This is a genomic window from [Lactobacillus] rogosae (genome assembly GCA_900112995.1).
GTDB classification, from domain to species: domain Bacteria; phylum Bacillota; class Clostridia; order Lachnospirales; family Lachnospiraceae; genus Lachnospira; species Lachnospira rogosae.
On record FONU01000007.1, the window covers coordinates 112,066 to 137,899 of the forward strand.

22 protein-coding genes are annotated in these 25,834 nt (G+C 36.4%); 5 read left to right on the forward strand and 17 right to left on the reverse strand.

The annotated features are described in order from the left end of the window. Positions 1 to 64 precede the first annotated feature (64 nt). From speE to BM157_RS03525, 10 genes are all read right to left on the reverse strand, one after another. Complete coding sequence (speE, locus tag BM157_RS03480) at positions 65 to 931, reverse strand: polyamine aminopropyltransferase (RefSeq protein ID WP_055174093.1); 867 nt, start codon at positions 929 to 931, stop codon at positions 65 to 67. A gap of 58 nt (positions 932 to 989) precedes the next feature. Then, positions 990 to 2,435 carry an aminotransferase class I/II-fold pyridoxal phosphate-dependent enzyme gene (locus BM157_RS03485; RefSeq protein WP_090139960.1) on the reverse strand — a complete coding sequence of 482 codons (1,446 nt, stop codon included), beginning with the start codon at positions 2,433 to 2,435 and terminating at the stop codon, positions 990 to 992. 608 nt (positions 2,436 to 3,043) lie between these two features. Next, on the reverse strand, positions 3,044 to 3,631 hold the full coding sequence (locus tag BM157_RS03490) for a ribonuclease H1 domain-containing protein (protein WP_022502612.1): 588 nt from the start codon (positions 3,629 to 3,631) through the stop codon (positions 3,044 to 3,046). A gap of 23 nt (positions 3,632 to 3,654) precedes the next feature. Continuing rightward, complete coding sequence (locus BM157_RS03495; RefSeq protein WP_022502611.1) at positions 3,655 to 4,938, reverse strand: homoserine dehydrogenase; 1,284 nt, start codon at positions 4,936 to 4,938, stop codon at positions 3,655 to 3,657. 169 nt (positions 4,939 to 5,107) lie between these two features. Beyond that, complete coding sequence (locus BM157_RS03500) at positions 5,108 to 5,659, reverse strand: HdeD family acid-resistance protein (RefSeq protein WP_022502610.1); 552 nt, start codon at positions 5,657 to 5,659, stop codon at positions 5,108 to 5,110. A gap of 275 nt (positions 5,660 to 5,934) precedes the next feature. Then, positions 5,935 to 6,984 (reverse strand): DUF5692 family protein, encoded by a 1,050-nt coding sequence (locus tag BM157_RS03505; protein WP_055174091.1) that lies wholly within the window; start codon positions 6,982 to 6,984, stop codon positions 5,935 to 5,937. Positions 6,985 to 7,122: 138 nt separating this feature from the next. Further along, positions 7,123 to 8,610 (reverse strand): methyl-accepting chemotaxis protein, encoded by a 1,488-nt coding sequence (locus BM157_RS03510; protein ID WP_090139945.1) that lies wholly within the window; start codon positions 8,608 to 8,610, stop codon positions 7,123 to 7,125. A gap of 97 nt (positions 8,611 to 8,707) precedes the next feature. Beyond that, positions 8,708 to 9,217, reverse strand: a complete 510-nt coding sequence (locus tag BM157_RS03515) for a shikimate kinase (RefSeq protein WP_055174089.1) — start codon at positions 9,215 to 9,217, stop codon at positions 8,708 to 8,710. Between the two features lie 51 nt (positions 9,218 to 9,268). Beyond that, positions 9,269 to 10,777 carry a methyl-accepting chemotaxis protein gene (locus BM157_RS03520; RefSeq protein WP_318255792.1) on the reverse strand — a complete coding sequence of 503 codons (1,509 nt, stop codon included), beginning with the start codon at positions 10,775 to 10,777 and terminating at the stop codon, positions 9,269 to 9,271. Between the two features lie 51 nt (positions 10,778 to 10,828). Continuing rightward, positions 10,829 to 12,136 carry a Na+/H+ antiporter NhaC family protein gene (locus tag BM157_RS03525; protein WP_090139949.1) on the reverse strand — a complete coding sequence of 436 codons (1,308 nt, stop codon included), beginning with the start codon at positions 12,134 to 12,136 and terminating at the stop codon, positions 10,829 to 10,831. A gap of 355 nt (positions 12,137 to 12,491) precedes the next feature. Between BM157_RS03525 and BM157_RS03530 the strand changes: the two genes are divergently transcribed. Continuing rightward, entirely contained in the window at positions 12,492 to 13,589 is a 1,098-nt protein-coding gene (locus BM157_RS03530; protein WP_318255793.1) for an HD-GYP domain-containing protein, read from the forward strand. Positions 13,590 to 13,924: 335 nt separating this feature from the next. On the opposite strand, the gene prfA is transcribed toward BM157_RS03530, so the two are convergent. The 5 genes from prfA to rho all read right to left on the reverse strand — a co-directional run bounded on the left by prfA (position 13,925) and on the right by rho (position 19,904). Beyond that, complete coding sequence (prfA, locus tag BM157_RS03535) at positions 13,925 to 14,998, reverse strand: peptide chain release factor 1 (RefSeq protein WP_055174317.1); 1,074 nt, start codon at positions 14,996 to 14,998, stop codon at positions 13,925 to 13,927. A gap of 39 nt (positions 14,999 to 15,037) precedes the next feature. After that, the gene (gene prmC, locus BM157_RS03540; protein WP_022502601.1) at positions 15,038 to 15,928 is read right to left on the reverse strand and encodes a peptide chain release factor N(5)-glutamine methyltransferase; all 891 of its coding nucleotides are present in this window, start codon (positions 15,926 to 15,928) and stop codon (positions 15,038 to 15,040) included. A 9-nt stretch (positions 15,929 to 15,937) separates the two neighbouring features. After that, a complete protein-coding gene (locus BM157_RS03545; RefSeq protein WP_022502600.1) occupies positions 15,938 to 17,536 on the reverse strand; it encodes a DUF1385 domain-containing protein in 1,599 nt (532 codons plus the stop codon). Positions 17,537 to 17,974: 438 nt separating this feature from the next. Beyond that, on the reverse strand, positions 17,975 to 18,178 hold the full coding sequence (rpmE, locus tag BM157_RS03550; protein WP_022502599.1) for a 50S ribosomal protein L31: 204 nt from the start codon (positions 18,176 to 18,178) through the stop codon (positions 17,975 to 17,977). A 214-nt stretch (positions 18,179 to 18,392) separates the two neighbouring features. Further along, positions 18,393 to 19,904, reverse strand: coding sequence for a transcription termination factor Rho (gene rho / locus BM157_RS03555; RefSeq protein WP_055174085.1), 1,512 nt, complete (start codon positions 19,902 to 19,904; stop codon positions 18,393 to 18,395). Between the two features lie 284 nt (positions 19,905 to 20,188). Here rho and BM157_RS03560 point away from each other — a divergent pair, with 284 nt between their 5' ends. From BM157_RS03560 to BM157_RS03575, 4 genes are read left to right on the forward strand one after another with little or no spacing between them, the layout of a single operon-like run. Next, entirely contained in the window at positions 20,189 to 21,340 is a 1,152-nt protein-coding gene (locus BM157_RS03560) for an NAD(P)-dependent malic enzyme (protein WP_055174084.1), read from the forward strand. Positions 21,341 to 21,343: 3 nt separating this feature from the next. Next, positions 21,344 to 22,261 (forward strand): TIGR01212 family radical SAM protein, encoded by a 918-nt coding sequence (locus BM157_RS03565; protein WP_055174083.1) that lies wholly within the window; start codon positions 21,344 to 21,346, stop codon positions 22,259 to 22,261. Beyond that, positions 22,258 to 22,773: a DUF4364 family protein gene (locus BM157_RS03570; protein ID WP_022502595.1), complete on the forward strand. Its 516-nt coding sequence runs from the start codon at positions 22,258 to 22,260 to the stop codon at positions 22,771 to 22,773. Before BM157_RS03565 ends, BM157_RS03570 begins: the two co-directional genes overlap by 4 nt. Before the next feature lie 17 nt (positions 22,774 to 22,790). After that, complete coding sequence (locus tag BM157_RS03575) at positions 22,791 to 24,203, forward strand: CgeB family protein (RefSeq protein ID WP_090139951.1); 1,413 nt, start codon at positions 22,791 to 22,793, stop codon at positions 24,201 to 24,203. Positions 24,204 to 24,409: 206 nt separating this feature from the next. On the opposite strand, the gene BM157_RS03580 is transcribed toward BM157_RS03575, so the two are convergent. Together BM157_RS03580 and BM157_RS03585 are read right to left on the reverse strand one after the other, a co-directional pair. After that, entirely contained in the window at positions 24,410 to 24,631 is a 222-nt protein-coding gene (locus BM157_RS03580; RefSeq protein ID WP_022502593.1) for an alpha/beta-type small acid-soluble spore protein, read from the reverse strand. A gap of 105 nt (positions 24,632 to 24,736) precedes the next feature. Further along, positions 24,737 to 25,819 carry a D-alanyl-D-alanine carboxypeptidase family protein gene (locus BM157_RS03585; RefSeq protein WP_055306176.1) on the reverse strand — a complete coding sequence of 361 codons (1,083 nt, stop codon included), beginning with the start codon at positions 25,817 to 25,819 and terminating at the stop codon, positions 24,737 to 24,739. Positions 25,820 to 25,834 lie beyond the last annotated feature (15 nt).

The window sequence follows — 25,834 nt, forward strand, 5'->3', positions numbered from 1 at the left end:
TTCTTTAAGCCCTGTTTATTAATTATCTTAACGCTTTCTTTTTAAACACTGTCTATTACTCTTTTCAGGCTTTCTTCTCATTTTCTTCTTCTTCAAGCATCTGCTCTACATAACCCGGAAGCATAAATGCTCCCCTGTGAAGATTAGTTGTATAATATCTTGTCTTTATACCTAACTTCTTCCATTCCTCCGGTCTGAAATCATCAAGCGGATGATATTTCTTGGAAGCAAATCCAAACAGCCAATAGCCTGATGAACAAGTTGGTATATGTGCCTGATATACACGGCTTACAGGAAATGCCTGATATGCCTTTCTGTGCATTTTCACACATTCATCTTTATCTTCTGAATAAAATGGACTTCCATGCTGATATACCATAATGCCATCACTTTTAAGTGCTTTATAACAGCTTCCATAAAATTCTTTGGTGAATAAACCTTCTGTATATCCAAATGGATCTGTCGCATCATTAATTATCAGGTCATAATCACCCGTCTTATTTCTTAAAAATCTTAATGCATCCTGAATATACACATTAACCCTGTCATCATCCAGTCCACAGGTAAGCTCAGGAAAATGCTTTCTACATACTTCAACAAGCATTTCATCCGGTTCAACAACATCTATTCTTTCTATACATTTATAATTGATAAGTTCTCTTGCAACTCCACCATCGGCTCCACCAATTATTAATACATTCTTTACATCAGGGTGGACTGCCATCGGAATATGGGTTACCATCTCATCATATATAAACTCGTCTTTTTCAGAAAATAGTATCTCTCCGTCTAATGCAAGAAATTTACCAAATTCATCTGAAACAAGCACATCAATCCTCTGACAGTCACTCTCCACCGAACACAATTGTTCTTCTATTCTCATTGAAAGCTTCACATTGCTTGTATGAAGCTCTGAAAACCACATCTCCATATTAAATAATCCTCATTTCCTGTATATACTTTCATATGGCTCTTCCACAATTATCTGTCTATACCAGAACCTTTAATTTATTAACGCTCTTGTCTTCTGTTCCCTGCATTGAACAGCCTTTTTCTTTAACATACAGAATATACTGTATAATCTCGTCTGTAATCATCTCTCCCGGTGCTAATATCGGAATTCCCGGAGGATAACACATAACAAATTCTCCTGATATTCTTCCCTCAGTCTTCTCAACTGGCAGGGACTCCTTGGCAGAATAGAAAGCTTCCTGAGGTGATCTGGCTACTATTGGACTTATGAATTCTCCGCTTAACATTCCAGTACTGTCTTTTTTATATATTCTGGCTATATCTGCCAGAGCTCCGACAAGTCTTTCTATATCCTGTAATCTGTCTCCGATAGATATATAAGCAAGGATATTGCTTACATCTCCGAATTCTATCTGGATATCATATTCATCTCTTAACAGATCATATACTTCAATTCCAGCAAGTCCCAATCCAAGCGTATGAACTGACAATTTGGTGACATCATAATCATATACGCTTGTTCCATTAACAAGTTCTTTTCCATACGCATAGTATCCGCCTATTTCATTAATCTCCCTGCGTGCATATTCTGCCATATCCATTACCTTTGCAAATGACTCTTCACCCCTTAAGGCAAGATTTCTTCTTGAAATATCAAGACTGGCAAGCAAAAGATATGAACCACTTGTCGTCTGCGTAAGATTGATAATCTGTCTGACATAATCAGCATTAACACCTTTATTCGTAAGAAGTATCGAACTTTGTGTTAAAGAACCACCCGATTTGTGCATAGATACTGCCGCCATATCAGCCCCTGCTGCCATAGCAGAAACTGGTAATTGCGGCTGGAAATATAAATGTGTTCCGTGTGCCTCATCAGCTAACACTTTCATTCCGTATTCGTGTGCCAGCTTCACTATTGAACATATATCAGAGCATATTCCATAATATGTAGGGTTATTTACAAGCACTGCAACCGCATCAGGATTTTCTTTTACAGCTTTTCGTACTGACTCCAGATTCATACCAAGTGAAATACCAAGCTGATGATTAACCTCCGGATTAACATATACAGGAATTGCACCGCATAACACTAAAGCATTAATGGCACTTTTATGCACATTCCTTGGAAGTATTATTTTATCTCCTCTCTTACAATTCGATAATATCATCGCCTGCACAGCAGATGTCGTTCCACCTACCATAAGAAATGCGTTCTCTGCACCAAATGCCCTGGCCGCTAATTCTTCTGCATCCCTTATAACTGATACCGGATGACACAGATTATCTAATGGCTTCATAGAATTAACATCTATTCCAACACATTTTTCTCCTAATAATTCCACTAATTCAGGATTGCCCCTTCCTCTTTTATGACCCGGAACATCAAATGGTACTACTCTTTTTCTTCTAAGCTTTTCCAGTGCTTCATATACTGGTGCTCTTGTCTGATCATTAGACATCTCCCTTACCTCACATACATTAAAAATAATTTCTTTAAGCACTGCCAGAAAATTTCCATAATTATGTAAAATCTTATAATTAAACTTCATAAACAGTGCAGTTTTTCTTAATCACACAAAGCTTCCTAAATTACACAAAAAAGGTGGCAGTGCTTACACACTTACCACCTTATTAGTCATAATATAATATCAACATCATTACATTAAAATATATCTGTAACTATACAATATAATGTCATAATATATACGAAATCAGCGAATATATTTCATAGACGACTTGTCTATGTCATACAAATATGCGTCACTCTTTATTGACCGTTTCACAAGATGATGTGCTTGGCACAGATTATAAAGTAATCAACTTAAAAAACAGAGCTTAATGCTCAATCAATAATAATAATGTGGTTCTACCACACCGGCAACCGACCCGCCTGTCCGTTAGGCTTAACTTTATCCTGATATGCTGTATAACTACTGCACACCTAAGATACAAGTGGTCATATTTGTATGAAATCATATACTTCCTGACTCACACGAATAAATAATATCATATATTAATGTTATATGTCAATTATTATCTGACAATCTTTTGTCTATCTTTTATCTATTTATAATATTCCTACAGCTTTCTTAGCCAGCCTGTCGGCTTCCTCATTACCTTCAACACCTGAATGTCCCTTAACTTTAACAAAATTAATGGCTATCTTATCTTTTACTGACTGCATATAATCATAATAAGCTATAGTACCTTTCTTATTACGCTTCCACTCTCCAAGTGCCCACGCTCTTATTCCCATATAATCAAAATATATATCTACACTTTTAACGCCAAGTTCTATTGCTTTCTCTACTGCCGCCATACTTCCAAGAATTTCACCGGCTACATTACGCATTGAAGCCATTTCACTATCACTGCCACTTCCTGTAATGATATATTTTTCATTATTATATACAAGAAATCCGCCATATCCATAGACACCCGTTACTATATTAAAAGAACCATCAACATACGCATAGCTCTCACTCTGGACATCATTATTCTTAAGCCTGCCAATATATTCAAGAGCTTCCTGTTCAGTTGTAAAGCTTTTATATTCAGCTCCGGCATATTGGAACACCTGACTTTTACATTCATCCCATGTTCTATATATTCCTGTATTTCTGCCTTTTCTTACTGCATAATATTTAGCCGCCATTATCAACTGCCTTTCTGTTAATCTTAATACACTCTTATAACACCAGCTATATTCTTAACTGCTGAAAGTCCCTTAAATACAGCCATAGCATCATTAAAGTTCTTCTCAAGAACTTCTGCTGTTATAATAACAAGTTCAGCAACTCCGTCTTTGCCGCTCTTCTGAACTACCTGTGCTATGCTTACACCGCTGTTACCAAGAACGCTTGCAATATTGGCAAGAACGCCCTGCTTGTCTGCAACTTCAAGTCTTAAGAAGAATTTGCTCTTAGTATCTGTTATATCCTTCACTTCAAGATTCTTATAACAGCAACAGCCAATTCTTCCGCAGGAATCGTGTACTATATTTCTGCATACATCAATTATATCACCTACAACTGCACTGGCAGTCGGCATCTGTCCTGCACCTCGTCCCATAAACATTGCATCATCCATAGCCTTACCGTGTACAAATACAGCATTAAAAGCATCATTAACATTTGCAAGAGGATGATTATTAGGTATGAGCATTGGGTGAACCTTTACTTCAATTCCGTCCTCTGTATTCTTGGCAACACCTAAAAGCTTGATTACATAGCCAAATTCCTTGGCATACTTAATATCATCTGCGGAAATCTTAGTAATACCTTCTGTGTATACATCAGCAAATGTTACTCTTGAGTTAAATGCAATAGAAGCCATAATAGCTATCTTTCTTCCTGCATCGTATCCTTCCACATCTGCTGTCGGGTCTGCTTCTGCATAACCTAACTCTGTAGCCTTTGCCAAAGCTTCTTTGTAATCCATTCCACTCTCTGTCATCTTAGTAAGAATATAATTAGTCGTACCATTAACAATACCCATAATCTCTGTGATATGGTTACCAGTCATACTCTGCTTTAATGGTCTGATAATTGGTATTGCACCAGCTACAGCCGCCTCAAACTGAAGGTCTGCTCCTGCTTTATTAGCCGCATTGCCAACTTCCTCTCCATACTCAGCAATAAGATCCTTATTAGCTGTAACAACCTGCCTGCCAGCCTTAAGTGCCTCAAGAACATAATCCTTAGCTGGATGAATTCCACCCATAAGCTCAACAACAATGCTGATATCCTTGTCATTAATTATATCTTCCCACTTATCTGTAAGAATTTCATCTGGAATACCTTCTCTTTTCTTAGATAAATTTCTTACAAGAACCTTCTTAATAACAAGTGTTGCTCCTGTCTTATGCTTTATCTCATCACTCATAGCCTCACATAATTTGTATGTTCCAAGTCCTACTGTTCCTGCTCCAAGTATAGCTGCATATATTACTTTATCCGACATTTTAATTATTTCCTCCATATTTTTACATTTATAAGGCCTGGCTGCCGCCACAGCAATATAATTTCATTATAATAATTCATTAATAACAGCAGTTACGATTACCACTTCAATAATTGTATTAATCTTAATTATGCCAGAGACAAATTCTATTCCGCCTCCCGACAATACACTATCCTCTTAAATTCTTAATAAACGAAGATATTCTTATAATAGATATAAGGTCACTCAGGCCCTCAACCATAAGCACAATTCCAACAAACATCATAAGTACAGTTGATGAACCAAATGGGTTAAATAATGCAACAACACCCATAACAACCATTAATGCTGCAACAATTGCCTCTATCCACCAGCGCTGTGCTTCCATATGATAGAATTCTATTGCATACTGAAGCTTTAATATACCGTCAATAATAATTATTATGGCAATAGCTGTTCCAAAAAATACTGCAATAGCTTCTGGTCTCATAACAAAGAATATTCCAAATGCAAGTAATGATATGCCCTGTACAAGTCCGAATGATACGAATACATCTTCCCTTGACATTCTGAAATATGTCATAAGCCTTAACACTCCCCATACGCATAATGCAATTCCTACTGCCCTGCATATGATAATCTGTGATACCTCAGGAAATATTGTAAGGAAAAGACCTAACACAAATAACGCTATTGATATAATTATAAGTTCGATTTTAATTCCCCTAATCTTTTTAATCATAATGTGCCTCCATTCCTGCACCAGTCAAAGGTGCATATTAATATTATTAGTATAGCACAGCAAAGTATTCTTTAGCAACTTACTATATAACTACGGCAATAATTATAATGCAAAAATACCTTTCTGTTGTTAAGGATTGTCCCTGCAACAGAAAGGTATTCTTATCTTCATATAATCATTGTATTTTGTTGTTTTATCTTTTGATACTTAATGTATCCATATATATCAATATCTATATATAATTATCACAATACTGATATATTAACCCGCATATATTATGCTCTATCCATAGCCTGTTCAAAATCTCTAGTTCCTGCAAAGATTTCGTTCTTGTATGGATTCTTCTTCTGTTCAATAGCTCTCTTAATGATAACTGAGATACAGATTACGTTAGCTACTACTGCAAGAATAGCCATTACACCCTGAGCAACTGGATATGCACCTGCGGCATTCATCTGCTCTAATGTATAATGTGTAAGTTCCATTCCTGACTTAGCTCCTGTGTACTTGTAAAGGACTGGAAGTGTAGCAAATATTCCGTCAACCTGGAATAATGGAACTACCTGTGCGAACATACACCATATTGCAAGTGTATTAGCACGGTTCTGAATCCAGCCACCCTTGTTCCATAACGCATTAGCAAATGTAGGAGCAAGAAGTAATGCAACACCACAATACCAAGTATGTGTTGGAAGGTTGTTATATGTATATGTGAAGTTCCATATATCATATGCAACAATGAACCATATTGTCATATCTGGCCATAACATATCATCCTGCTTCTTTGATGAGTAAATCCCCCACCAGCCTGTCATACAGAAGATATTGATTAAGCCTGCGATACCGTTAAGCCAGTTCCACCAGCCACCGTAAAGCCATACACCCTCGTTAGAGAACCACCAGCCGCCATTAATTCCACCTTTGATTGCTGATTCAAAATCACTACAAACAGCGATAAGAATATTAATGGCAACGATTAAGAATGGGAATACTTTAAACCATTCTGTCTTACCTATGCTCCACTTATACTTAAGCATCATAAATCCGATACAGCCTGCTGTAGCGGCATAAAGCTTAGCATAATGGAACCATCCATTCATATATCTATATGTAGTATTATTAAGTGCCCATGAAGCACCCTGTGCAGCTCCTATCTGGATAGCCACAAAATAGATTGTAAGTGCGATTGGAATTATAATAAAGAATAACAATCCACCAAATTTAGAACGTCTTGCAAGTTCGTTACAGATAACGAGTCCTGCAAAGACAAGAACACAGCCTAATAACTGGTAAATGGCACCTTCGCCATAAATCTGAAACAACATATTACACGCCTCCGATCAAATAATTGATTATATGTTATCAATATTTTACAACATTTTAATATTTTTTCAACAATTTAATCGTTTTTTCGTATAATTTTCGATAAATTTATAACAATCATTTTGTACATCCAAATACTTTTATTCTTCTATTTCCATTTTCTCTGATGTAATTCTAATATTGCCAACAGCTTCTTTAACCTGCTTTGCATACTCAAGGTTCTGTTCACTCATATTATGTACCTGCTCGGCATTGACTGTTACTTCCTGCGTAACTGCTGATAACTGTGAAATATTCTCTACAATCTTATTATTAGAGTCTGAAAGACCTGCTATTTCTTTATTAACAACATCAATATGCTCTATAAGTGTTTCTATATTCTTGTTAAGCTGTTCAAATGTATGTGCCGCTTCAATTATTCTCTCGCCCTGCTCTTTAGTTGCCTCAACGGAAGAATTAACAGATACAACAACTTCATCTGCATTATCATTAAGTTCATTAGTTATCTTAGTAATATCTTCTGTAAAATTCTTTGTCTGTTCTGCTAACTGTCTTATCTGCTCAGCAACAACCGCAAAGCCTCTTCCTGCTTCACCAGCTCTTGCACTTTCAATTGAAGCATTAAGTGCTAAAAGGTTAGTCTGGCTTGATATATTAAGTATCATTCCAGCAATATTTTCCACGTTCTTAGTCTTTTCCTGTAATCTCTGCATAGACTCAGTAACAGACTTATTAGTATCTGTTATCTGCTCAGACTGCTTTCTTAATTCGTCCATAACAACAATATTCTTCTGTATACTGTCGTTAGAATTAACAGCCAGCTCAACCATCTGATCAGAAGCCTTTCCTGTATGTTCAATAGCCTCCTGTATAGTTGTTGTCATACTGCTCTGCTCTTCTATGCTTGTCGCTGTCATATTAGTTGCCGCAGATATCTCTTTCATACTGTTAGTTACTGTATTAGTTGTATCAACGAGTTCATTGATAAGCTTATCACTCTTCTTAGTTTCATTGCTGACAACACCTGATACCATAATTATATTATCTAAAATCTCTTTTATTCTGCTATGTTCATCTTTAGCCGAATTAACAGCATCATCATTAAACAGAATTGTTAATTTACCAACTTCCAATATAACAACACCTATAAGCACTATCATAAATATTGAACATACTGCATTAACGTCCTGTCCATATATTCCCTTTGAAGCCTGCACAGCAGTTACAATTATGTATAAAATCAACATTCCTGCCGCAGTTCTTTTCAACGACTTCTTCTCATAATAAGGAATCTGAAGTATAAATATTCCAAGAATAGCATAACTGATAAAGCTTGCATCTGTCTGCACACCAATTAACAGATATTCTATTCCAATCTCAATAGTTGACATAACCTTTAAATATCTTGTCGCTGTATTCTTTCTGTAAACTATGACATTAACAGCTACAAATACAGCAATAAGTGCTGTGTTACAATACACAACTACTGATGGAATATTGTGATTAAACTGCTTCATCCACAGATAAAAAAGAAACATCAAACCAAGTAGAGAAGTCGCCACTATATAGAACCTATTCATTCTTCTGTTTCTTTCACTCACATCTGTGTATTTATATTTATCCTGCATTAAAAAAATACCTCCTCCGTATGTTACTATCTTTAATAGTACCACAAAAGGAGATATTTTTCTATAGTTTTATAATTATTTCAATTATTTCTCACTTTTATATCAGCTTTGTAAGCTTCTTATACATATCCTCAACAATCATTCTTATATCACGGCCCTCCTGAACAATTGTTATATCTGCATATTTCTCATAGAGCCTTTTTCTGTCCTCAAAGATTTCTTCTACTGTAGACTTGCCGTTGGATACAACACCTCTTTCTTTAAGGCTCCCTAATCTGCTCTCAAGCTCTTTTTCTGAAACTTTTAAATATATAACTGTTCCTATCTGCTTAAAATGCTCCATAGCCTCATCTCCATATACAGCACTTCCACCTGTTGCTATAATTGTATGCTCTGGAGATATTAAACAATTCACATCATTCTCAATCTTAATAAAGCCAGTATCGCCATTTTCTTCTATAAGCTGCTCAAGCGTCTTTTTATATGTATCCTGAATCACAATATCAGAGTCTATAAATGAATATCCTATCTTCTTGGCAAGTACAACTCCAAGTGTGCTTTTACCGCTTCCCGGCATACCTATAAGTATAATATTGTTCTTTGACATTTTACTCCTCGTTCCTTCCTGCAACTTAACTCAGCGTTACAGTACTATTCTCTATTCGTCTTTACTGTCTATTATCATCTGCAAAATGCTGACTTCTTTCATTACATCATCTAAAAGATTATTAATATTCCTGCTTCCATTAATAGTCTTATTACTGAGTTCCTGTGTATTCTCTGTGTTGGCAAGAAGCTCTTCACTGAATGCACTAAGGCTTTCTATCTGCTGTGTAATCTCATTGTTGCTTGTTGTGATATTATCCATATAATTGTATTCTTCGTCTATCTTTACCTGAATATCCCTTATGTCATCTCTTATCGCATCAAATGATTTCTTTGACTGGTTCACTAATTCCATCTGGTTCTCATTGGCCGAAAGAAGATTATTAACACTAAACCCAGCTTTCTCAGCCTGCTCTGCCAGTGCTACGATAATATTCTCTATCTCCTCTGTTGACTTTTGTGTCTCCTCTGCAAGCTGCTTAATCTGCTGTGCAACTACTGCAAAACCTGCTCCTGCCTCACCTGCTCTCGCAGCTTCTATGCTTGCATTAAGTGCAAGGAGTGCTGTCTGTCTTGTAATTCCGTTAATCATTCCAAGAATCACTTTAGCTTCTTCTGTCTTAGCTGTAAGCTCATTCATAGCACCACTTACATCACTGCCAATATCACTGCTGTTCTTTGATACATTTTCAAGCTGTTCCATATTGATATTGCCTGTCTTAGTAATATCTGTTGTTGTATCGAACTGCTTCTTGATATCCTCAATAATCGTTCTTGCATTCTCTGTAAGCTCCCCAATACTCTCTGTCATCTCAAGCTGGTTCTGCACTGTTCCTGCAAGCTCATTAGCACCTGATACCATCTGTGATACTGCAAGCTGGCTTCCTTCCGCCTGTTCCTGCATATTCTTTGACTCATCATTGATATTGTCAATCTCTTTGCAGAGGTTATCATTAGCTTTGATTATCTTATCAAGCATATCATCAGTCTTAGCCTTCTCTGCTTCAATTGTCTCAAGCTTATAAGCTGATATATGTCCAAGTACATCTGTTGTAATATAAGAAAATGCTACAACAAGTGTCATAAATGCAATCTGTATTTCATAATCAACCATATCACTGCTTGTTATTCCAACATTAACATATTGGATAATAATATATACAATATTAATAAGTGCACTTGCAATACCAACCTTTAAGGTATACTTTTTATCTGCAAACATAGATATTGCAATTATCATAGGAATTGCATAAGTAAATGAAAGAATACTTACTGATGTCCATAATACAAAGGCATATAATATTCCATAGCCTATTGCCGTAATTGACCTGACTATTTTACTCTCAGCATTTTTCTTATATGCGAATGCTGCCATAATAACCGGCACAATAAGAATAATCGAAAATACAAACACATATCCTGCCGTTCTATTTCCCTTAACAAGTTCCATTATATATGCCGCCAAAAGTACCATTGATATAATCAAGTAGCACTGCAGCAACTTTTTATTAACATAGCTTTTTTCGTTTAAATTGTTACCATCCTTAGTGTCTTTAGCCATGAGAAAATCCTCCATATTAATTGGCGTGAAGTTAAAAGTTACCAGTTAAGTTTATCTGTCTGCAGGAATTATAAATATCCATATAAGCGAGCTTATAAGAAGCATCATCGGATAGAAAAGAACCGGAAGTATCTGAAATGCTGACATCTCATAACCAAGCTCATTAACCGCTGATATAGCAACAAGCATCTGTGCTCCATAAGGAATAATCCCCTGAAATACACACGAAAATGTATCAAGAAGCGAAGCTGCTTTTCTATTGGATATTCCATAATCTGCTGCCATCTCCTTAGCGATTGGATTAGCCATAACTATCGCTACTGTATTATTCGCTGTTGCAATATCCATAGCCCCGACCAGAAGCCCCATACCAAGCTGTCCGCCTTTCTTTCCTTTAAAGGTTCTTTTAACCCAGCCTAGAAGTGCCGTAAATCCGCCATATTCCCTTATTAAGGCACACATAGCAGACACAAGAATGGCAACCATACAGGTTTCAAACATTCCAGATACGCCCGAACCCATACTTGTTATTAATTCAAATACACCAATATGACCTGTCACAAGCATAATAAATGTTCCTGTTACAATTCCTATCAGCAGCACAACGAATACATTTATTCCTGCTATTCCACCAATAAGCACGAATACATATGGTATTACCTGAACAAGATTATACTCGTGTGTTACTCTTCCTGAAATATCTGTTCCAAATGAAAGTATAAGTATAATTACAAGTGTGACAACCGCTGCCGGAAATGCAATCCAGAAGTTCTCCCTGAACTTGTCTCTCATAGCACAATCCTGTCCATTGCACGCCGCAATTGTTGTATCTGATATAAATGATAGGTTATCACCAAACATCGCACCGCCCATAACAGATGCAACACATAGTGCCATATTAAATCCAGAAGCCTCTGATACCGCAGCCGCAATCGGTGTTATAAGCGTTATCGTCCCAACTGATGTACCCATCGCTGTTGACACAAAACATGCAACAATAAAAAGCACTGCAACTGCAAACTTAGCTGGTATAAGATTAAGCATAAAATATGCCACACTTTCTGCACTGCTTCTTCCAACAACACCTACAAACACACCTGCTGTCAGGAATATAAGAAGCATAGTTATAATATTCTTATCAGCAAGCCCGCCTGCCATAATCTGTAACTTTTCATCAAAAGATACATCTCTGTTCTGTATACACGCTACAAGTATTGCCGCAAGAAATGCTACAATAATAGGTATGTTATAAAATCCCATTGGTATCTTACATATATATTCAAATATAATGCCAAGTCCAAGGTATAGCACCAGAAATACTAAAACCGGCAATAATGCTGTTGCATTAGACTTTTTCAAAATAAAAATCCTCCAAACGTAATATATAGTTAAATTATCTTAATCTAAACTATTATATTACATTTGGAAGATTAAGTATAGTGTGAAGCTGCTATATATTAAATTTATATATTAGAATTTCTTAAATACCCTTGGTACTTTCATCTATTGTAGTTGAAATATCACTAATCCCTGAATTCATCTTAGCCATTGTGTTCTTTAAAGTTCTGGCATTTTCTGCGAAATTCTTTAATATTTGTGGAAAATTAATGAACTTCTTCTATAGAAAAAGCAGGTATTCTATAGTATAATAAACTCATATTAAGCTAAGATTTGACATTTAATTAAGTATTTATATTAGGAATTGGGGAGTAATATGATTACTAGACATTTTATGAGAACCAGGCAGCTTAAACCAGGAATGAAGCTTGACCAGACAATTCTGGACCGTACAGGACGAAACCTCGTTATGAGAGGTTCTATTCTTGACGATTATGTAATTGACTCTCTTTTACGAATGGGCATTATGAACGTATACATACAGGAGGGTGAACCTGAACCTGATAATATCGAGCAGATGATAACTCCTGAGGCTAAGAAACATATTGAACAACTCCACAAAGATGACCCTGCCAAGGTAAAGCTTTCTGACAGTGTCAAGAAACGTGTCGCTGAAGGAATTCAATACATATATGCTAACACAGAATCTGAAAAACTCTCAGACACTGCTGACAGCATCGCTTCTAACCTGATGGACGCTATTAATGCCAACAACGCAATAGCAATTGATATAAGCACACTCAAGACAAGTGATGAATACACTTTCAAGCACAGTGTTGACGTGGCAACTATGGCTATGATTATCGGCAAACAACAGTGTCTGCCTGATAAGCAGATATATGAGCTTGGTGTATCCGGACTTCTACACGATATCGGAAAGACTAAAGTACCAGCTTCAATACTTAACAAACCTGCCAGACTTACAGATGAAGAATTCGCTGTTATGAAACAGCACTCTGTATTTGGATACCATATGTTACAGGAATGTAATGAATTTAATAACGATATATGTATGGCTGTCCTACAGCACCATGAAAAGATTAACGGCAATGGATACCCTCTTGGATTTGACGCTCCAAGAATAACTCCTTATGCAAGAATACTTGCAGTTGCCGATATATATGATGCACTTGTCACAGAACGTCCTTACAAGAAAGCATTTTCCCAGAAAGATGCAATCGAGCTTATTATGTCTATGACAGAGGAGCTTGACATCAAGGCTATGAAAAGCTTTCTTGAGAGTATTATTCTGTACCCTGTTGACTCAATCGTGGAATTAAGCAATGGCGAGAAAGCCAAGGTTGTAAGCAACAACAACAGCTATATACTGCGCCCTACTGTAGTCGGCATAACAAGCGGTCGTGTATACAATCTTGGCGAAGATATGGATTGTGCTAATATTGTAATTATTTAATATAGCCACTTTGTACGATAAGTCTCATTTAATATACAATAATTAATATATAATAATGCAAAAAGGTCTGACATTATGCTATGTATTCTTTCCACTAGCTACAATAGAGTCTGCCTTTTAAAATGATTACTTTTTATTAAATATAAAAAAGACCAGTAAACTACTAAGAATTTACTGGTCTGATATACATTTATAAATATATATTCATAGATATATTTATAGATGTATTAATAGTTGTATTTCAATTAAGCTGTCTTACGTCTTTTTACAAATACGATTACACACATAGACACAACTGCAATTACTGCATATATTACAACTTGTTATTATATATTTTATTCCTCACCCATCTTAGCAAGCTTAGCCGCCTGGTCGGCTGCTATGCAGGCATCGATAATTTCCTGAATATCACCATTCATAATCTTATCAAGCTTATAAAGTGTAAGACCTATTCTATGGTCTGTTACACGTCCCTGTGGGAAGTTGTAAGTTCTTATCTTCTCAGCTCTGTCTCCAGTACCTATCTGGCTTCTTCTTGCATCTGCTTCTGCATCGTGTGCTTTCTGTGTTTCAAGGTCATATAACTTAGCCCTTAAGAGTGCGAAAGCCTTTTCTTTGTTCTGTATCTGTGACTTTTCTGTCTGTGAGTAGATAACTATACCTGTAGGATAATGAGTAAGACGGACTGCTGAGTCAGTTGTGTTGACACACTGTCCACCATTACCTGAGGCACGCATAACATCAATACGGATATCCTTATCATCTATCTGGATATCAACTTCCTCTGCCTCTGGCATAACTGCTACAGAAGCTGTCGAAGTCTGAATTCTTCCGTTAGATTCTGTTACAGGAACTCTCTGTACTCTGTGTACACCACTTTCGTACTTCATAACAGAGTATGCACCCTGTCCCTTAACCATAAATTCTACTTCCTTCATACCGCCGATACCAGTTTCATCAGCATTAACCACTTCTATCTTCCAGCCCTTAGTATCTGCATAGTGTGAGTACATACGGAAAAGTTCTGCGGCAAAAAGTGCTGCTTCTTCTCCACCTGCACCAGCTCTGATTTCAACCACGATATCTTTATCATCATTAGGATCTTTAGGAAGAAGTAATATTTTAAGCTTCTTCTCTAATTCTTCAACCTTCTTCTTAGAGTCAGCAAGCTCTTCTCTTGCCATCTCTAAAAGTTCCTCATCACTTTCTTCACTTATCATCTGAAGACTGTCCTCTATATTCTGCTTGCTTGCCTTATATTCTGTGTAAGCTTCAACGATAGGTGCAAGATTGCTCTGTTCTTTCATATATTTTCTGAACTTGTCCTGATCAGTTACAATATCCGGATTGCCAAGTTCCGCTGTTACATCTTCATAACGGCGTAATGTATCTTCTAATCTGTCAAACATACTCATTGCTGTATTTCTCCATTTCTCCGTTTAACGGTATTAATTAATATTATTAAGCCTGCCAATTACAACTCTGTCAAGTCCTGCAAGATCTTTTATAACCTTAATGCCAGAATAGCCGCACTGTTCCATTATATTACGGACATCTTCTGCCTGATTATAACCTATTTCATAACATAAATATCCATTTTCTTTTAAATAATTTACAGACTGTTTAGTTATCGCCTTGTAGAATTTAAGGCCGTCCGTATCACCATCTAGTGCAAGCACAGGGTCGTGCAGCCTTACTTCCTCTGATAATTCATCTATATCTTTAGTAGGTATATATGGTGGATTAGATACTATAACATCAAATCTGTTATCCTCATTTTTATATTGCTCACATTCCGAAGAACTAAACATATCACTCTTTATAAGCTTAATATAATCTGCATTATTATACTTTTTATTATAGTCAGCTACTTTTAGTGCATCATCTGATATATCTATGGCAACAGCTCCATTTTCAGAAGTATGCCCTGATGCAGCAAGTGATATAATTATACAGCCTGAACCTGTACACATATCAAGCACACGGCTTTCAGAGTTAGTCAGCTTCATAACTTCTTCTACAAGAATTTCTGTATCCTGCCTTGGAATAAGCACATTGGCATTAACCTTATATTCCCTGCCATAGAAATTCACAATTCCGGTAATGTGCTGTAAAGGAATATGCTCTGCCCTTTTATTAATAAGTTCTGCGTATTCTGCAAGCTTTCCACTATCTATCTTATCCATTGAATTAATAAGATATTGTGTTCTACTAATGCCCATCACAAGCAATAGCAGCTCGGTTGCATCATACTGGGCATTTTCTATACCGAAATCCTCAAGAAACTGTTTTCCATAATTAACAGCATCCCTTAAAGTCTTAACATTATCTAACTGCATATATCTACCTTATTCTCTATCTCTCTGCTTAAATAATGGCACTTCGTCAGCACTGATATTTTCTTCTTCCTGTTCTGTCTCTTCTATCTCGAAAGCTGCTTCTACTTCTTCAACAGACATATTCTCAGACTCGTCAATATCTTCCTGAACGTTTTCTGTTGTAAAAGCATATTTGCTTCCAGTTTCTGTCTTGATTTTTTCAACAGTTTCGTAGTGGTCTTCTATCTCAAAGCCCTCAGGTAAATCATCATCGGCATTTTCCTGTGACGTTTCATTATCAGCTTCTGTGCTTTCTTGTGCTTTATCATCTGACTCTGCATTTTCCTGTAATGCCTCACCGTCTGACTTAGCATTATCCTCATCTGAATTGCCATTGTCTGTGTCATCAACAGCATTTACTGTGTCTGGCTCAGCTTCAACATTGCCTGTATCAGTTGTATCAGTCTTCACAACATCTGTATCTGAATTTAATGTGTCAGAATTACCATTTTCTGTATCTGACTTAGAACTATCTTTATCTGAACCTGCAAGCGACTTGCTTTCAACAGATTTCAAAGTTTCTGCCATAGCAACTTCCCTGGCATCAATCTTTCTTGTCTTCTTAGGCTTATGTATTAATTCACCTGTCAGGGCAAGCTTGGCTTCTGCCGCCTTAATATCAGCTTCCATATCAAGTGAAGTCTGATAATATTCCTTCAAAAATGCTTCCCAGTCGAATACTTCCTCAACTGCCTTTATGGCAACTTCTACCATATCCTCATCAGGTTCTCTTGTTGTGAGCTTCTGAAGCCACATTCCCGGTCTGCTTAAAGCAACTGTAAACCCATTATCATTACGTCCTGCCCATCTTATAAATTCATAAGATACGCCTGCAATTACAGGAACTAAAAGCAGTCTTATAACAATCTGTAGTGCTGTATTGTCAACTCTTATGAAAATGAAGAATACAACACTTATAAACATTACTATAAATAAAAAGCTTGTTCCACATCTTTTATGGTATCTTGAACTGTTCATAACATTTTCTACTGTAAGCCTTGCACCATTCTCAATGCAATTGATACATTTGTGTTCAGCACCATGATACATAAATGTCCTTTTAATATCTTTCATCAATGATATAAGAACAAGATATAGTATGAATATTGCAACTCTGACTAGGCCTTCTATAAGATTAAGAAGTGTCTTTGAAGCAACGTATCCTTTAACAAGTCTTGATACATAGTATGGCAGAAGCATAAATAAACCAACTGCAAGAAATACTGACACTATAACTGTAAGTGCCATAAGTACTGATTCAAACTTGTCTTTGAATATTGATTTGCCGATTTCATCAGCCTTGGTCTTCTTCTGCTCATCTGGATCATCATAAAATGATGCTGAGTAGTTGATTGTTGATATTCCTGTTATGAGTGAGTCTATGAAACTTACTACACCTCTTATTACAGGGTAACTCATCCATTTATGTTTTTCAGTAAGAACCTTACTTTCTCTAACGGTAACTTCGATTTCATTGTCAGGCTTTCTTACGGCAATAGAGTATTTGTCTTTATTGCGCATCATAATCCCCTCGATGACTGCCTGACCACCTATACCTGATGGTTTCATAGTTTGGACCTCCAATTTGTTTGATGGAATATTGGTGAGGTTAGCGGACAATGTGTGTAAACCGGACGGGCTTAGATATACGGACGGGCTCTAGGCGCTTCGCTGTAGAGCACCTGTTCATTGACCTGTCGGACAAGCTCTAGGTGCTTTGCTGTAGAGTGCCTGTTTGTTGGATGTGCTCCGGACAAGCTCTAAGCGCTTCGCTATAGAGCTTTGGGCTGTTATAGCGGTAGGTGATCGGTTTACGTTGTGGCTAACTCGTAACGATGCCGTTCCAGAAGCTGAAGCTTCTGTCACTGTCGCGGTGCTCCTCGAATAGAAATATATAATACCGTGAATTCCTGCAAGCAGGATTCACAGCATTATATATTCCTATTCTCATCGTTACTCGCGCAAAAAAAAGTTGAGGTCTTGACAACCTCAACTTTATGTTCATAACTAGTTATTAACACCATACTTTCTGTTGAACTTATCAATACGTCCACGAGCTGATGTAGCCTTCTGCTGTCCTGTATAGAATGGATGGCACTTTGAGCAAATTTCTACGTGAATTTCTTCCTTTGTAGAACCTGTTACGAATTCGTTACCACAGTTACAAACAACCTTTGCCTGATAGTATGCTGGATGTATTCCTTCTCTCATTACTTTCACCTCTTTACAATATCTTTATATGATTTATCCTTATTTCTTTTTATCATTTTGATAAACAGCTTTGTTATTGTATCATACACATATATGTAATGCAAGTACTAATTTTAAAAACTTACAAAAAACTTACCAATTTTTTAACTTCCATATATTCCATATATTAATACGAATTAACAAACGCAGCTTTTATATTTTATATATAATATTTTTATACATAACGGTTCTTGATGATTGTCTTTACGAATTCATCATTATTTCTTGTCTTGGTGAACAGGTCAAGTATTCTTTCTGCAGCTTCATCTGTCTTAAGGCTGTTAAGGGCCTTCCTCATTATGTCTACTGCCTCAAGTTCTTCCTTATCAAGAAGAAGGTCTTCTCTTCTTGTACCCGACTTGGCTATGTCTATTGCCGGGAATACTCTCTTCTCGGATAACTTTCTGTCAAGTACAAGTTCCATATTACCTGTTCCCTTGAATTCCTCAAATACTACGTCATCCATTTTACTTCCTGTTTCAACAAGTGCTGTTGCAAGTATTGTAAGACTTCCGCCTTCTCTCATATTACGTGCTGCACCAAAAAATCTCTTAGGCATATGGAGTGCCGCCGGGTCAAGACCACCTGATAATGTACGTCCACTTGCCTGAACTGTCATATTATAGGCTCTTGCAAGTCTTGTAATACTATCCAGAAGAATAATTACGTCCTGCTTCTGTTCTACAAGTCTTTTAGCTCTTTCTATAACCATCTCAGATACTCTCTTATGTCTTTCCGGAAGTTCATCAAATGTTGAATATATTACCTCTACGTTATCACCTGTTATTGACTCTTTAATATCTGTAACTTCCTCTGGTCTTTCATCAATAAGAAGAATCATAAGGTGCATTTCCGGGTTGTTCTTAGTAACCGCATTGGCAATCTGCTTAAGAAGTGTTGTCTTACCTGACTTAGGCTGTGATACTATCATACCACGCTGCCCCTTGCCTATAGGTGATATAAGATCAACCATTCTCATCGCTATTGTATTGGAATTCCTCTCAAGATGAATTCTTTCATTAGGAAAGATTGGTGTGAGCGTTTCAAACGCCTTTCTTCTCTGTGCAACAACCGGATTAAGTCCATTTACAGACTCAACATACATTATTGCGGAGAACTTCTCAGCCTGTGTCTTGGCTTTCTTAGGTCCTCTTATTATATCACCTGTCTTTAAGTTAAATCTTCTTATCTGTGATGGTGCTACATACACATCATTCTCGCCAGGAAGAAAATTCTCACATCTTATAAATCCGTAGCCTTCCTGTAATACTTCAAGTATTCCATCCGCCATCTCTGGCTCTTTTGCTTCATCATAAGAAGCCTTACCTTCATTAACTGTATGCTCCTGATATGTACGTTCCTGATATTGACGCTCCTGATATGGGCGTTTCTCATATCTTTCGTTCTGGTGCTGTCTGTGATTATTATTCACCGCTTCATTATTATTAGTATTATTTATTGCTTCATTATTAGTATTAGCTGTTTCAGAATTATTAACTGTCCGTTCAGTAACAGTATTAACAGTTGCCTCATTATCAGTATATCCCACAGTACTCTCATTTTCCTCTGCTGCAATAATAGCATCAATAAGCTCACTCTTTCTCATAGCAGATATGTTCTTTATCTTCTTGTCTTTTGCAAAATCCCTTAATACGCTTACTGAAAGTGTTTCTAATTTCTCACGCATTTAAACCTCCTTAACTTATTCCAGTATTTATTGATTATAAAAAATGCTATTACTCATAAATACCGGATATACACTATGATTAAATCTAATATCAATTGTAAAATAACTATATATAACAAATTAATCTGGGAAACGATACGAATATGTATCTTAGATTTCGTAATTTATTATACATTATTTTTCCCAAAAATAAAAGACTTATATTGATGATAATTTCAGCTTGTGTTATTATATAGTCTATATGATTATTCTATAATATTATTCATGAAAGGAACATATATCTTATGACTAATGCAGAAAAAGCTTTACAGCTTCATAAAGAATGGAATGGTAAATTTGAAACAACTCCTAAGATGAGTATTACAACAAGGGAAGACCTTGCTTTAGCATATACTCCTGGTGTAGCAGAACCTTGTAAGGTTATTGCCAAAGATAAAGAAGCCGCTTATACATATACAATAAAGTCTAACACTATTGCTGTTGTATCTGACGGAAGTGCCGTTCTTGGTCTTGGAAATATCGGTGCACACGCCGCTATGCCTGTTATGGAGGGTAAAGCTGTGTTATTCAAATCATTTGGTGGTGTTAATGCAGTTCCTATCTGTCTTGATACTCAGGATACAGAGGAGATTATTAAGACTGTTGTTAATATTGCACCTGCATTTGGCGGCATTAATCTTGAAGATATATCGGCTCCAAGATGCTTTGAAATAGAAAGCCGATTAAAAGAGCTTCTTGATATTCCTGTATTCCACGATGACCAGCACGGAACAGCTATCGTTGTATTAGCTGGTATCATCAATGGTTTAAAGGTTACAGGAAAGACCAAGGAAGAATGTAAGGTTGTAATAAATGGTGCTGGTTCTGCCGGTGTTGCTATTACTAAGCTTCTTCTTACCTACGGCTTTAAAAATGTTACTATGTGCGACAAATCTGGTATTCTTTCTAAGAATAGTGAAGGTCTTAACTGGATGCAGAAATCTATGATGGACGTTACTAACCTTGAAGGTAAGACTGGTTCACTTGCTGATGCTTTAGTCGGTGCTGATGTATTCGTAGGTGTATCTGCTCCTAATATCGTTACTGCTGATATGGTTAAGACTATGAATAAGGATGCTATTATATTTGCTATGGCTAACCCTGTTCCAGAGATTATGCCAGATGTTGCGAAAGCCGCTGGTGCAAGAGTTGTCGGTACAGGCCGTTCAGATTTTCCTAATCAGGTTAATAATGTCATCGCATTCCCTGGTATATTCAAAGGTGCATTACAGGGACGTGCTACACAGATAACTGAGGAAATGAAGCTTGCAGCAGCTTTAGCAATTGCTAACCTTATTCCAGATTCAGAACTTTCAGATACTAATATTTTACCAGAAGCATTTGACCCTAAGGTAACCGATGTTGTTGCCAAAGCCGTTATGGACTTAATTAAGTAATATATGTTACCATATTACTATTCCCTTAACGAATTTCTTCAAAAAGAATATGGCCATAAGCTTTACAAATTAGCCCTGAACGGTGGAATGACTTGCCCTAACCGTGACGGGCTAATTGATACAAAAGGATGTATATTCTGTAGTGCCGGAGGTTCAGGCGACTTCGCAGGCGGCAGAAAATCCGATATGGATATTAACACACAGATAGATAATGCCAAAGCATTAATAAAGAACAAATATAATGGCGGTCATTTTATCGCCTATTTCCAGTCCTTTACTAATACTTATGCTGATATAGATTATCTGCGTAATCTTTATATGCCGGTTATCAGGCGTGATGACATAGACATTTTATCTATAGCTACAAGACCTGACTGCATAGATGATAAAGTTCTTGATTTATTAGCTGAGCTTTCCTTAATAAAACCTGTATGGGTTGAATTAGGCTTACAGACTACCAACGAGAACACTGCCCGTTATATAAGGCGTGGGTATCCTCTTAAGACATTTGATGAGTGTGTAAGCACTCTTCGTTCTATTGGAATACGTCCAATTGTCCATATGATAGCAGGGCTTCCCAATGAAAATATGACTGATATGTTAAATACTGCTGACTACATCGCACACTGTGGTGCATCAGGAATTAAGATACAGCTTTTACATATTTTACAAGGTACTGACCTTTGCCAGGATTATGATAAAGGTCTTTTTAATGTGCTTTCACTAGAAGAATATATGGATATTGCAGGACAGATAATAACTCATCTGCCACCTGATATGGTTGTCCATAGAATAACGGGCGATGGTCCCAAATCAATACTTAAAGCTCCTTTATGGAGTTCTAACAAGAAGCTTGTATTGAACTCACTCAATAAACACTTCAAAGATAATAATATTTATCAAGGACGGAACTATGTATGAATACCGATTCGACAACGCTTTATAAGCTGATGATTTTGTATATGTTAAGCAAGGTCAATTTTCCGCTTTCCAATGTACAGATATCAACTTTTATGCTCGATAATGAATATACTTCATATTTTACATTTCAGGAAACAATTAATTCATTAGTTGAAGATTCCTTTATCCAGCAAATGAATTACAGAAACAGTACACAGTACAAACTCACACAGGAAGGCGAAGATACTGTAGCGTTTTTCTATACTAAGATTTCACCTGCAATACGTGAAGATATTGATTCATATCTTGCAAGGAACAAATACGAACTAAAATCCGAGGTTGGAACTACTTCTGACTACTATCGTACTACCAATGGAACTTATATCGCACATCTTCTGGTTAAAGAAGGGGACAGCACACTTATTGAGCTTAACCTTGGAGTACCTTTAGAAGACCAGGCTAAAGATATGTGTGACAAATGGAAAGACTCAAGCCAGGATATATATGACTTTATAATGCACAGACTTTTATAATTATAATGAGGATTAATATGGATAATTGCAAATACAGACATATTCTATTCTTAAGTTATAAAGATATATGCTACAACTCAACATCATATTTTGAACAGCGTATATCAGAAGAACTCATCAATGCTGGTATTAAAGTTACACATCTTAATATTCCAAAGCCAGCCAAAGGTTTAAGCGGCACATTAGCTGATACAGCATATATGTTGCTTAAGCCTTATTTTAACGCAGATTTAGATGCCATAATTGATATTAATACGACTATTCCCTGTATTAAATATAACAATGGATACATTCTTAATAATTTTGATATTCCTGTATGGCATTACATTCTTGACCACCCACTCTACCACTATAAGGCTCTTAAAGTGCAGCTTAACAATTACAATGTAATATGCCTTGATACATTTCACGCAAAGCTAATCAGGGAAAGTTTCCCACATATCAGGGAAGTAAAGGTTATTCCGTTAAGTGCTGATGAATATTCCATCAGTAATATTTCTAAAAAATACTGTCAGGACAATATGGCTGATACTAATTCAGACAGCAGCTACAACACTTTATCATACCATAAATGTAGTAAACGTGCGGTAAAACTGCTATTTACAAGCACTTACACTGACCCTGTAAAGGTTGCACTTTTATATAACAAAAGTGGCTTAAATATTCAAAATAATAATATTAACGATAAAGATATCAACGATAATAGCACTAAAAATACACTAATTAAGGATATAGATAATGATTATCTGCTTAATGCACTTCTTAATAATCCTTCATTTACGCAGGAGAAAGCCGTCCAATATCTTAGAAGCCTTAATATATTAGACAATTCTTCTTCAACAATACAATATCTTCACAATAATTTCCTAATAGATGTATATCTGCAATGTATTATCCGTGAAGAGATTGTAAGCACAATAATTAAAAACAGAATTCCAATAACTATATACGGACACGGCTGGGATGCATTTGTCGATAAATGTGATATCTTAATTCCCGAGTACACTAAGTATCTTGATATACGAAAGGAAGTTACTTATAACAGGCTTCCAGCCATATATTCAAATGCACGTCTGTCTTTAAACCAGATGCCCTGGTTTAAAGGCGGTATGCACGACAGAATTCCACTTGCACTTATGAATGGCTGTCTTTCATTGACTGACGCAAGCACCTATTTAACTGATATTCTGAATATTGGTGAAAATGAAGGTGTATACACATACTCTCTTGAAAATATCGAAGCTGTGCCTGATATCATTATGGATATTCTAAATAACACAGCTGATGATAATTGTGTTCCTGAAATCATTAATTCATTATCCGATAAAGATTGTGTTCTGGAAAATATTAATTCATTGTCTGATAATGCAAGAGCTTACGCACATAAGCATTTTTCCTGGAAATGCTGGGTAGATAAATTTTTAGATTAATATTAATATATTTAAGAAAGCCGCCTTACAAGTAGTTCATTGATTAACTGAGCCAGCAATTGTTATTTATCATATAACAATTACTGTATTATCAAATTCCTGCCTGCAAGACGGCTTTTATTATTAAATTGGTTGATACTGTTTAGTTAAGCGTATCAGCAGTTTAAAAATGTCATTATTAGATTTATCTAATATATGGCTTTTACCTAGTTGCCACCCTGTGACATCTGTTCTTCCTGCTTTCTGATCATTTTCTTAACCATATTACCACCTACAGAACCAGCCTCAGCGGAAGTAAGGTCACCATTGTAGCCTTCCTTTAAGTTGACACCGATTTCTGATGCTACTTCCATCTTAAATCTGTCGAGTGCATCCTGTGCATTCTTCTTAGTCTTTGATGAAGTTGAACTTGAATTTGAACTAGCCATAATAAACCTCCGTCCTTATGTCCTTAGACATATTCTTTATTAGATAAGCTTCATTGCTTATCTTGGTATTATTATGTGCTTATACCGTCTGTTTATTATACCAATTTATGGAAGATATCTTTCATATATCTTAAAACCATCAAATATTACATACCAGCGGTTGCCTGCCGCAGCCATAACTGTTACATATTCTTTTCCGTCTTTTTCTGCAAAATTAACAAGACAGTTATGTGCTTCATCTGTATAGCCCGTCTTTCCTGCCTTAATGGTTACTCCCGGCACTTCATTACCGACCATTCTTGAGAACATTGTGCTTGTAAGATGTATTCCCTCAGGGTGCTGTGGTGTAGAAGCAGTTGTATACTGGTATGTTCCAAGAACCTTTGCACACACCTCATTACTCATAGCATATTCCATAATCATCGCCATCTCTGCCGGCGTTGTATACTGATTAACATCGTGAAGTCCTGACGGATTACAGAAATGTGTATTCTTCAATCCCATTTCTTCGCATTTCTCATTCATAAGCTTAACGAATTCTTCTTCTGAACCAGCAGTTATCTGTGCTATTCCGTATGCCGCATCTGCTCCTGAGGGAAGTGCAAGTCCATATAATAAATCATTGGCTGTCACTTCTTCATCAACACTAAAACCTGCAACTGATGCCTGCTGTATATACAGATTATTAAGCTCTTCAAAACCAAAACGGTACGTTTTATTCAAATCCTGTATATTCTCAACTGCTATTATAAGTGACATTACCTTTGTCATAGAGGCTGGATATATTCTTGTATCTGCCTGCTTGCCTGCTATAAGCTGGTTATTGGTAACATCAAGAAGTGCCACATAAGGTGACTGTATATCACCATCAAGCATTTCCTTATAGTCTGGTGACTTTGCGGCACACTTAAATACCGATTCCTGCTGTATAACTGTTATATTATTATCTTCTATAACATTATCTGTAAGCACTGCCTGCTGTTGTGCATTACTATCATCTGCACGCGAACTTATTGCTTTAACTGACTTGGTGACAACAACCGATATTACTAACAGTAATATAGCTGCAAATAAATTTCTCTTGATAAGTCTTATCTGTGCCTGTCTTTTTCTCTTCATTGCCATAGCCTTCTTCTTTCTTGCTCTATTGGCTCTGACAGCTTCATCATAATCTAAATACTCACTCATACTGCCCCCAGATAC

Bases quoted from the DNA above. Each gene is read 5' to 3' on its own strand.
- speE (WP_055174093.1), bottom strand. From the start codon at position 931: ATGGAGATGTGGTTTTCAGAGCTTCATACAAGCAATGTGAAGCTTTCA.
- BM157_RS03485 (WP_090139960.1), bottom strand. From the start codon at position 2,435: ATGTCTAATGATCAGACAAGAGCACCAGTATATGAAGCACTGGAAAAG.
- BM157_RS03490 (WP_022502612.1), bottom strand. From the start codon at position 3,631: ATGGCGGCTAAATATTATGCAGTAAGAAAAGGCAGAAATACAGGAATA.
- BM157_RS03495 (WP_022502611.1), bottom strand. From the start codon at position 4,938: ATGTCGGATAAAGTAATATATGCAGCTATACTTGGAGCAGGAACAGTA.
- BM157_RS03500 (WP_022502610.1), bottom strand. From the start codon at position 5,659: ATGATTAAAAAGATTAGGGGAATTAAAATCGAACTTATAATTATATCA.
- BM157_RS03505 (WP_055174091.1), bottom strand. From the start codon at position 6,984: ATGTTGTTTCAGATTTATGGCGAAGGTGCCATTTACCAGTTATTAGGC.
- BM157_RS03510 (WP_090139945.1), bottom strand. From the start codon at position 8,610: ATGCAGGATAAATATAAATACACAGATGTGAGTGAAAGAAACAGAAGA.
- BM157_RS03515 (WP_055174089.1), bottom strand. From the start codon at position 9,217: ATGTCAAAGAACAATATTATACTTATAGGTATGCCGGGAAGCGGTAAA.
- BM157_RS03520 (WP_318255792.1), bottom strand. From the start codon at position 10,777: ATGGCTAAAGACACTAAGGATGGTAACAATTTAAACGAAAAAAGCTAT.
- BM157_RS03530 (WP_318255793.1), top strand. From the start codon at position 12,492: ATGATTACTAGACATTTTATGAGAACCAGGCAGCTTAAACCAGGAATG.
- prfA (WP_055174317.1), bottom strand. From the start codon at position 14,998: ATGTTTGACAGATTAGAAGATACATTACGCCGTTATGAAGATGTAACA.
- prmC (WP_022502601.1), bottom strand. From the start codon at position 15,928: ATGCAGTTAGATAATGTTAAGACTTTAAGGGATGCTGTTAATTATGGA.
- BM157_RS03545 (WP_022502600.1), bottom strand. From the start codon at position 17,536: ATGAAACCATCAGGTATAGGTGGTCAGGCAGTCATCGAGGGGATTATG.
- rpmE (WP_022502599.1), bottom strand. From the start codon at position 18,178: ATGAGAGAAGGAATACATCCAGCATACTATCAGGCAAAGGTTGTTTGT.
- rho (WP_055174085.1), bottom strand. From the start codon at position 19,904: ATGCGTGAGAAATTAGAAACACTTTCAGTAAGCGTATTAAGGGATTTT.
- BM157_RS03560 (WP_055174084.1), top strand. From the start codon at position 20,189: ATGACTAATGCAGAAAAAGCTTTACAGCTTCATAAAGAATGGAATGGT.
- BM157_RS03565 (WP_055174083.1), top strand. From the start codon at position 21,344: ATGTTACCATATTACTATTCCCTTAACGAATTTCTTCAAAAAGAATAT.
- BM157_RS03570 (WP_022502595.1), top strand. From the start codon at position 22,258: ATGAATACCGATTCGACAACGCTTTATAAGCTGATGATTTTGTATATG.
- BM157_RS03575 (WP_090139951.1), top strand. From the start codon at position 22,791: ATGGATAATTGCAAATACAGACATATTCTATTCTTAAGTTATAAAGAT.
- BM157_RS03580 (WP_022502593.1), bottom strand. From the start codon at position 24,631: ATGGCTAGTTCAAATTCAAGTTCAACTTCATCAAAGACTAAGAAGAAT.
- BM157_RS03585 (WP_055306176.1), bottom strand. From the start codon at position 25,819: ATGAGTGAGTATTTAGATTATGATGAAGCTGTCAGAGCCAATAGAGCA.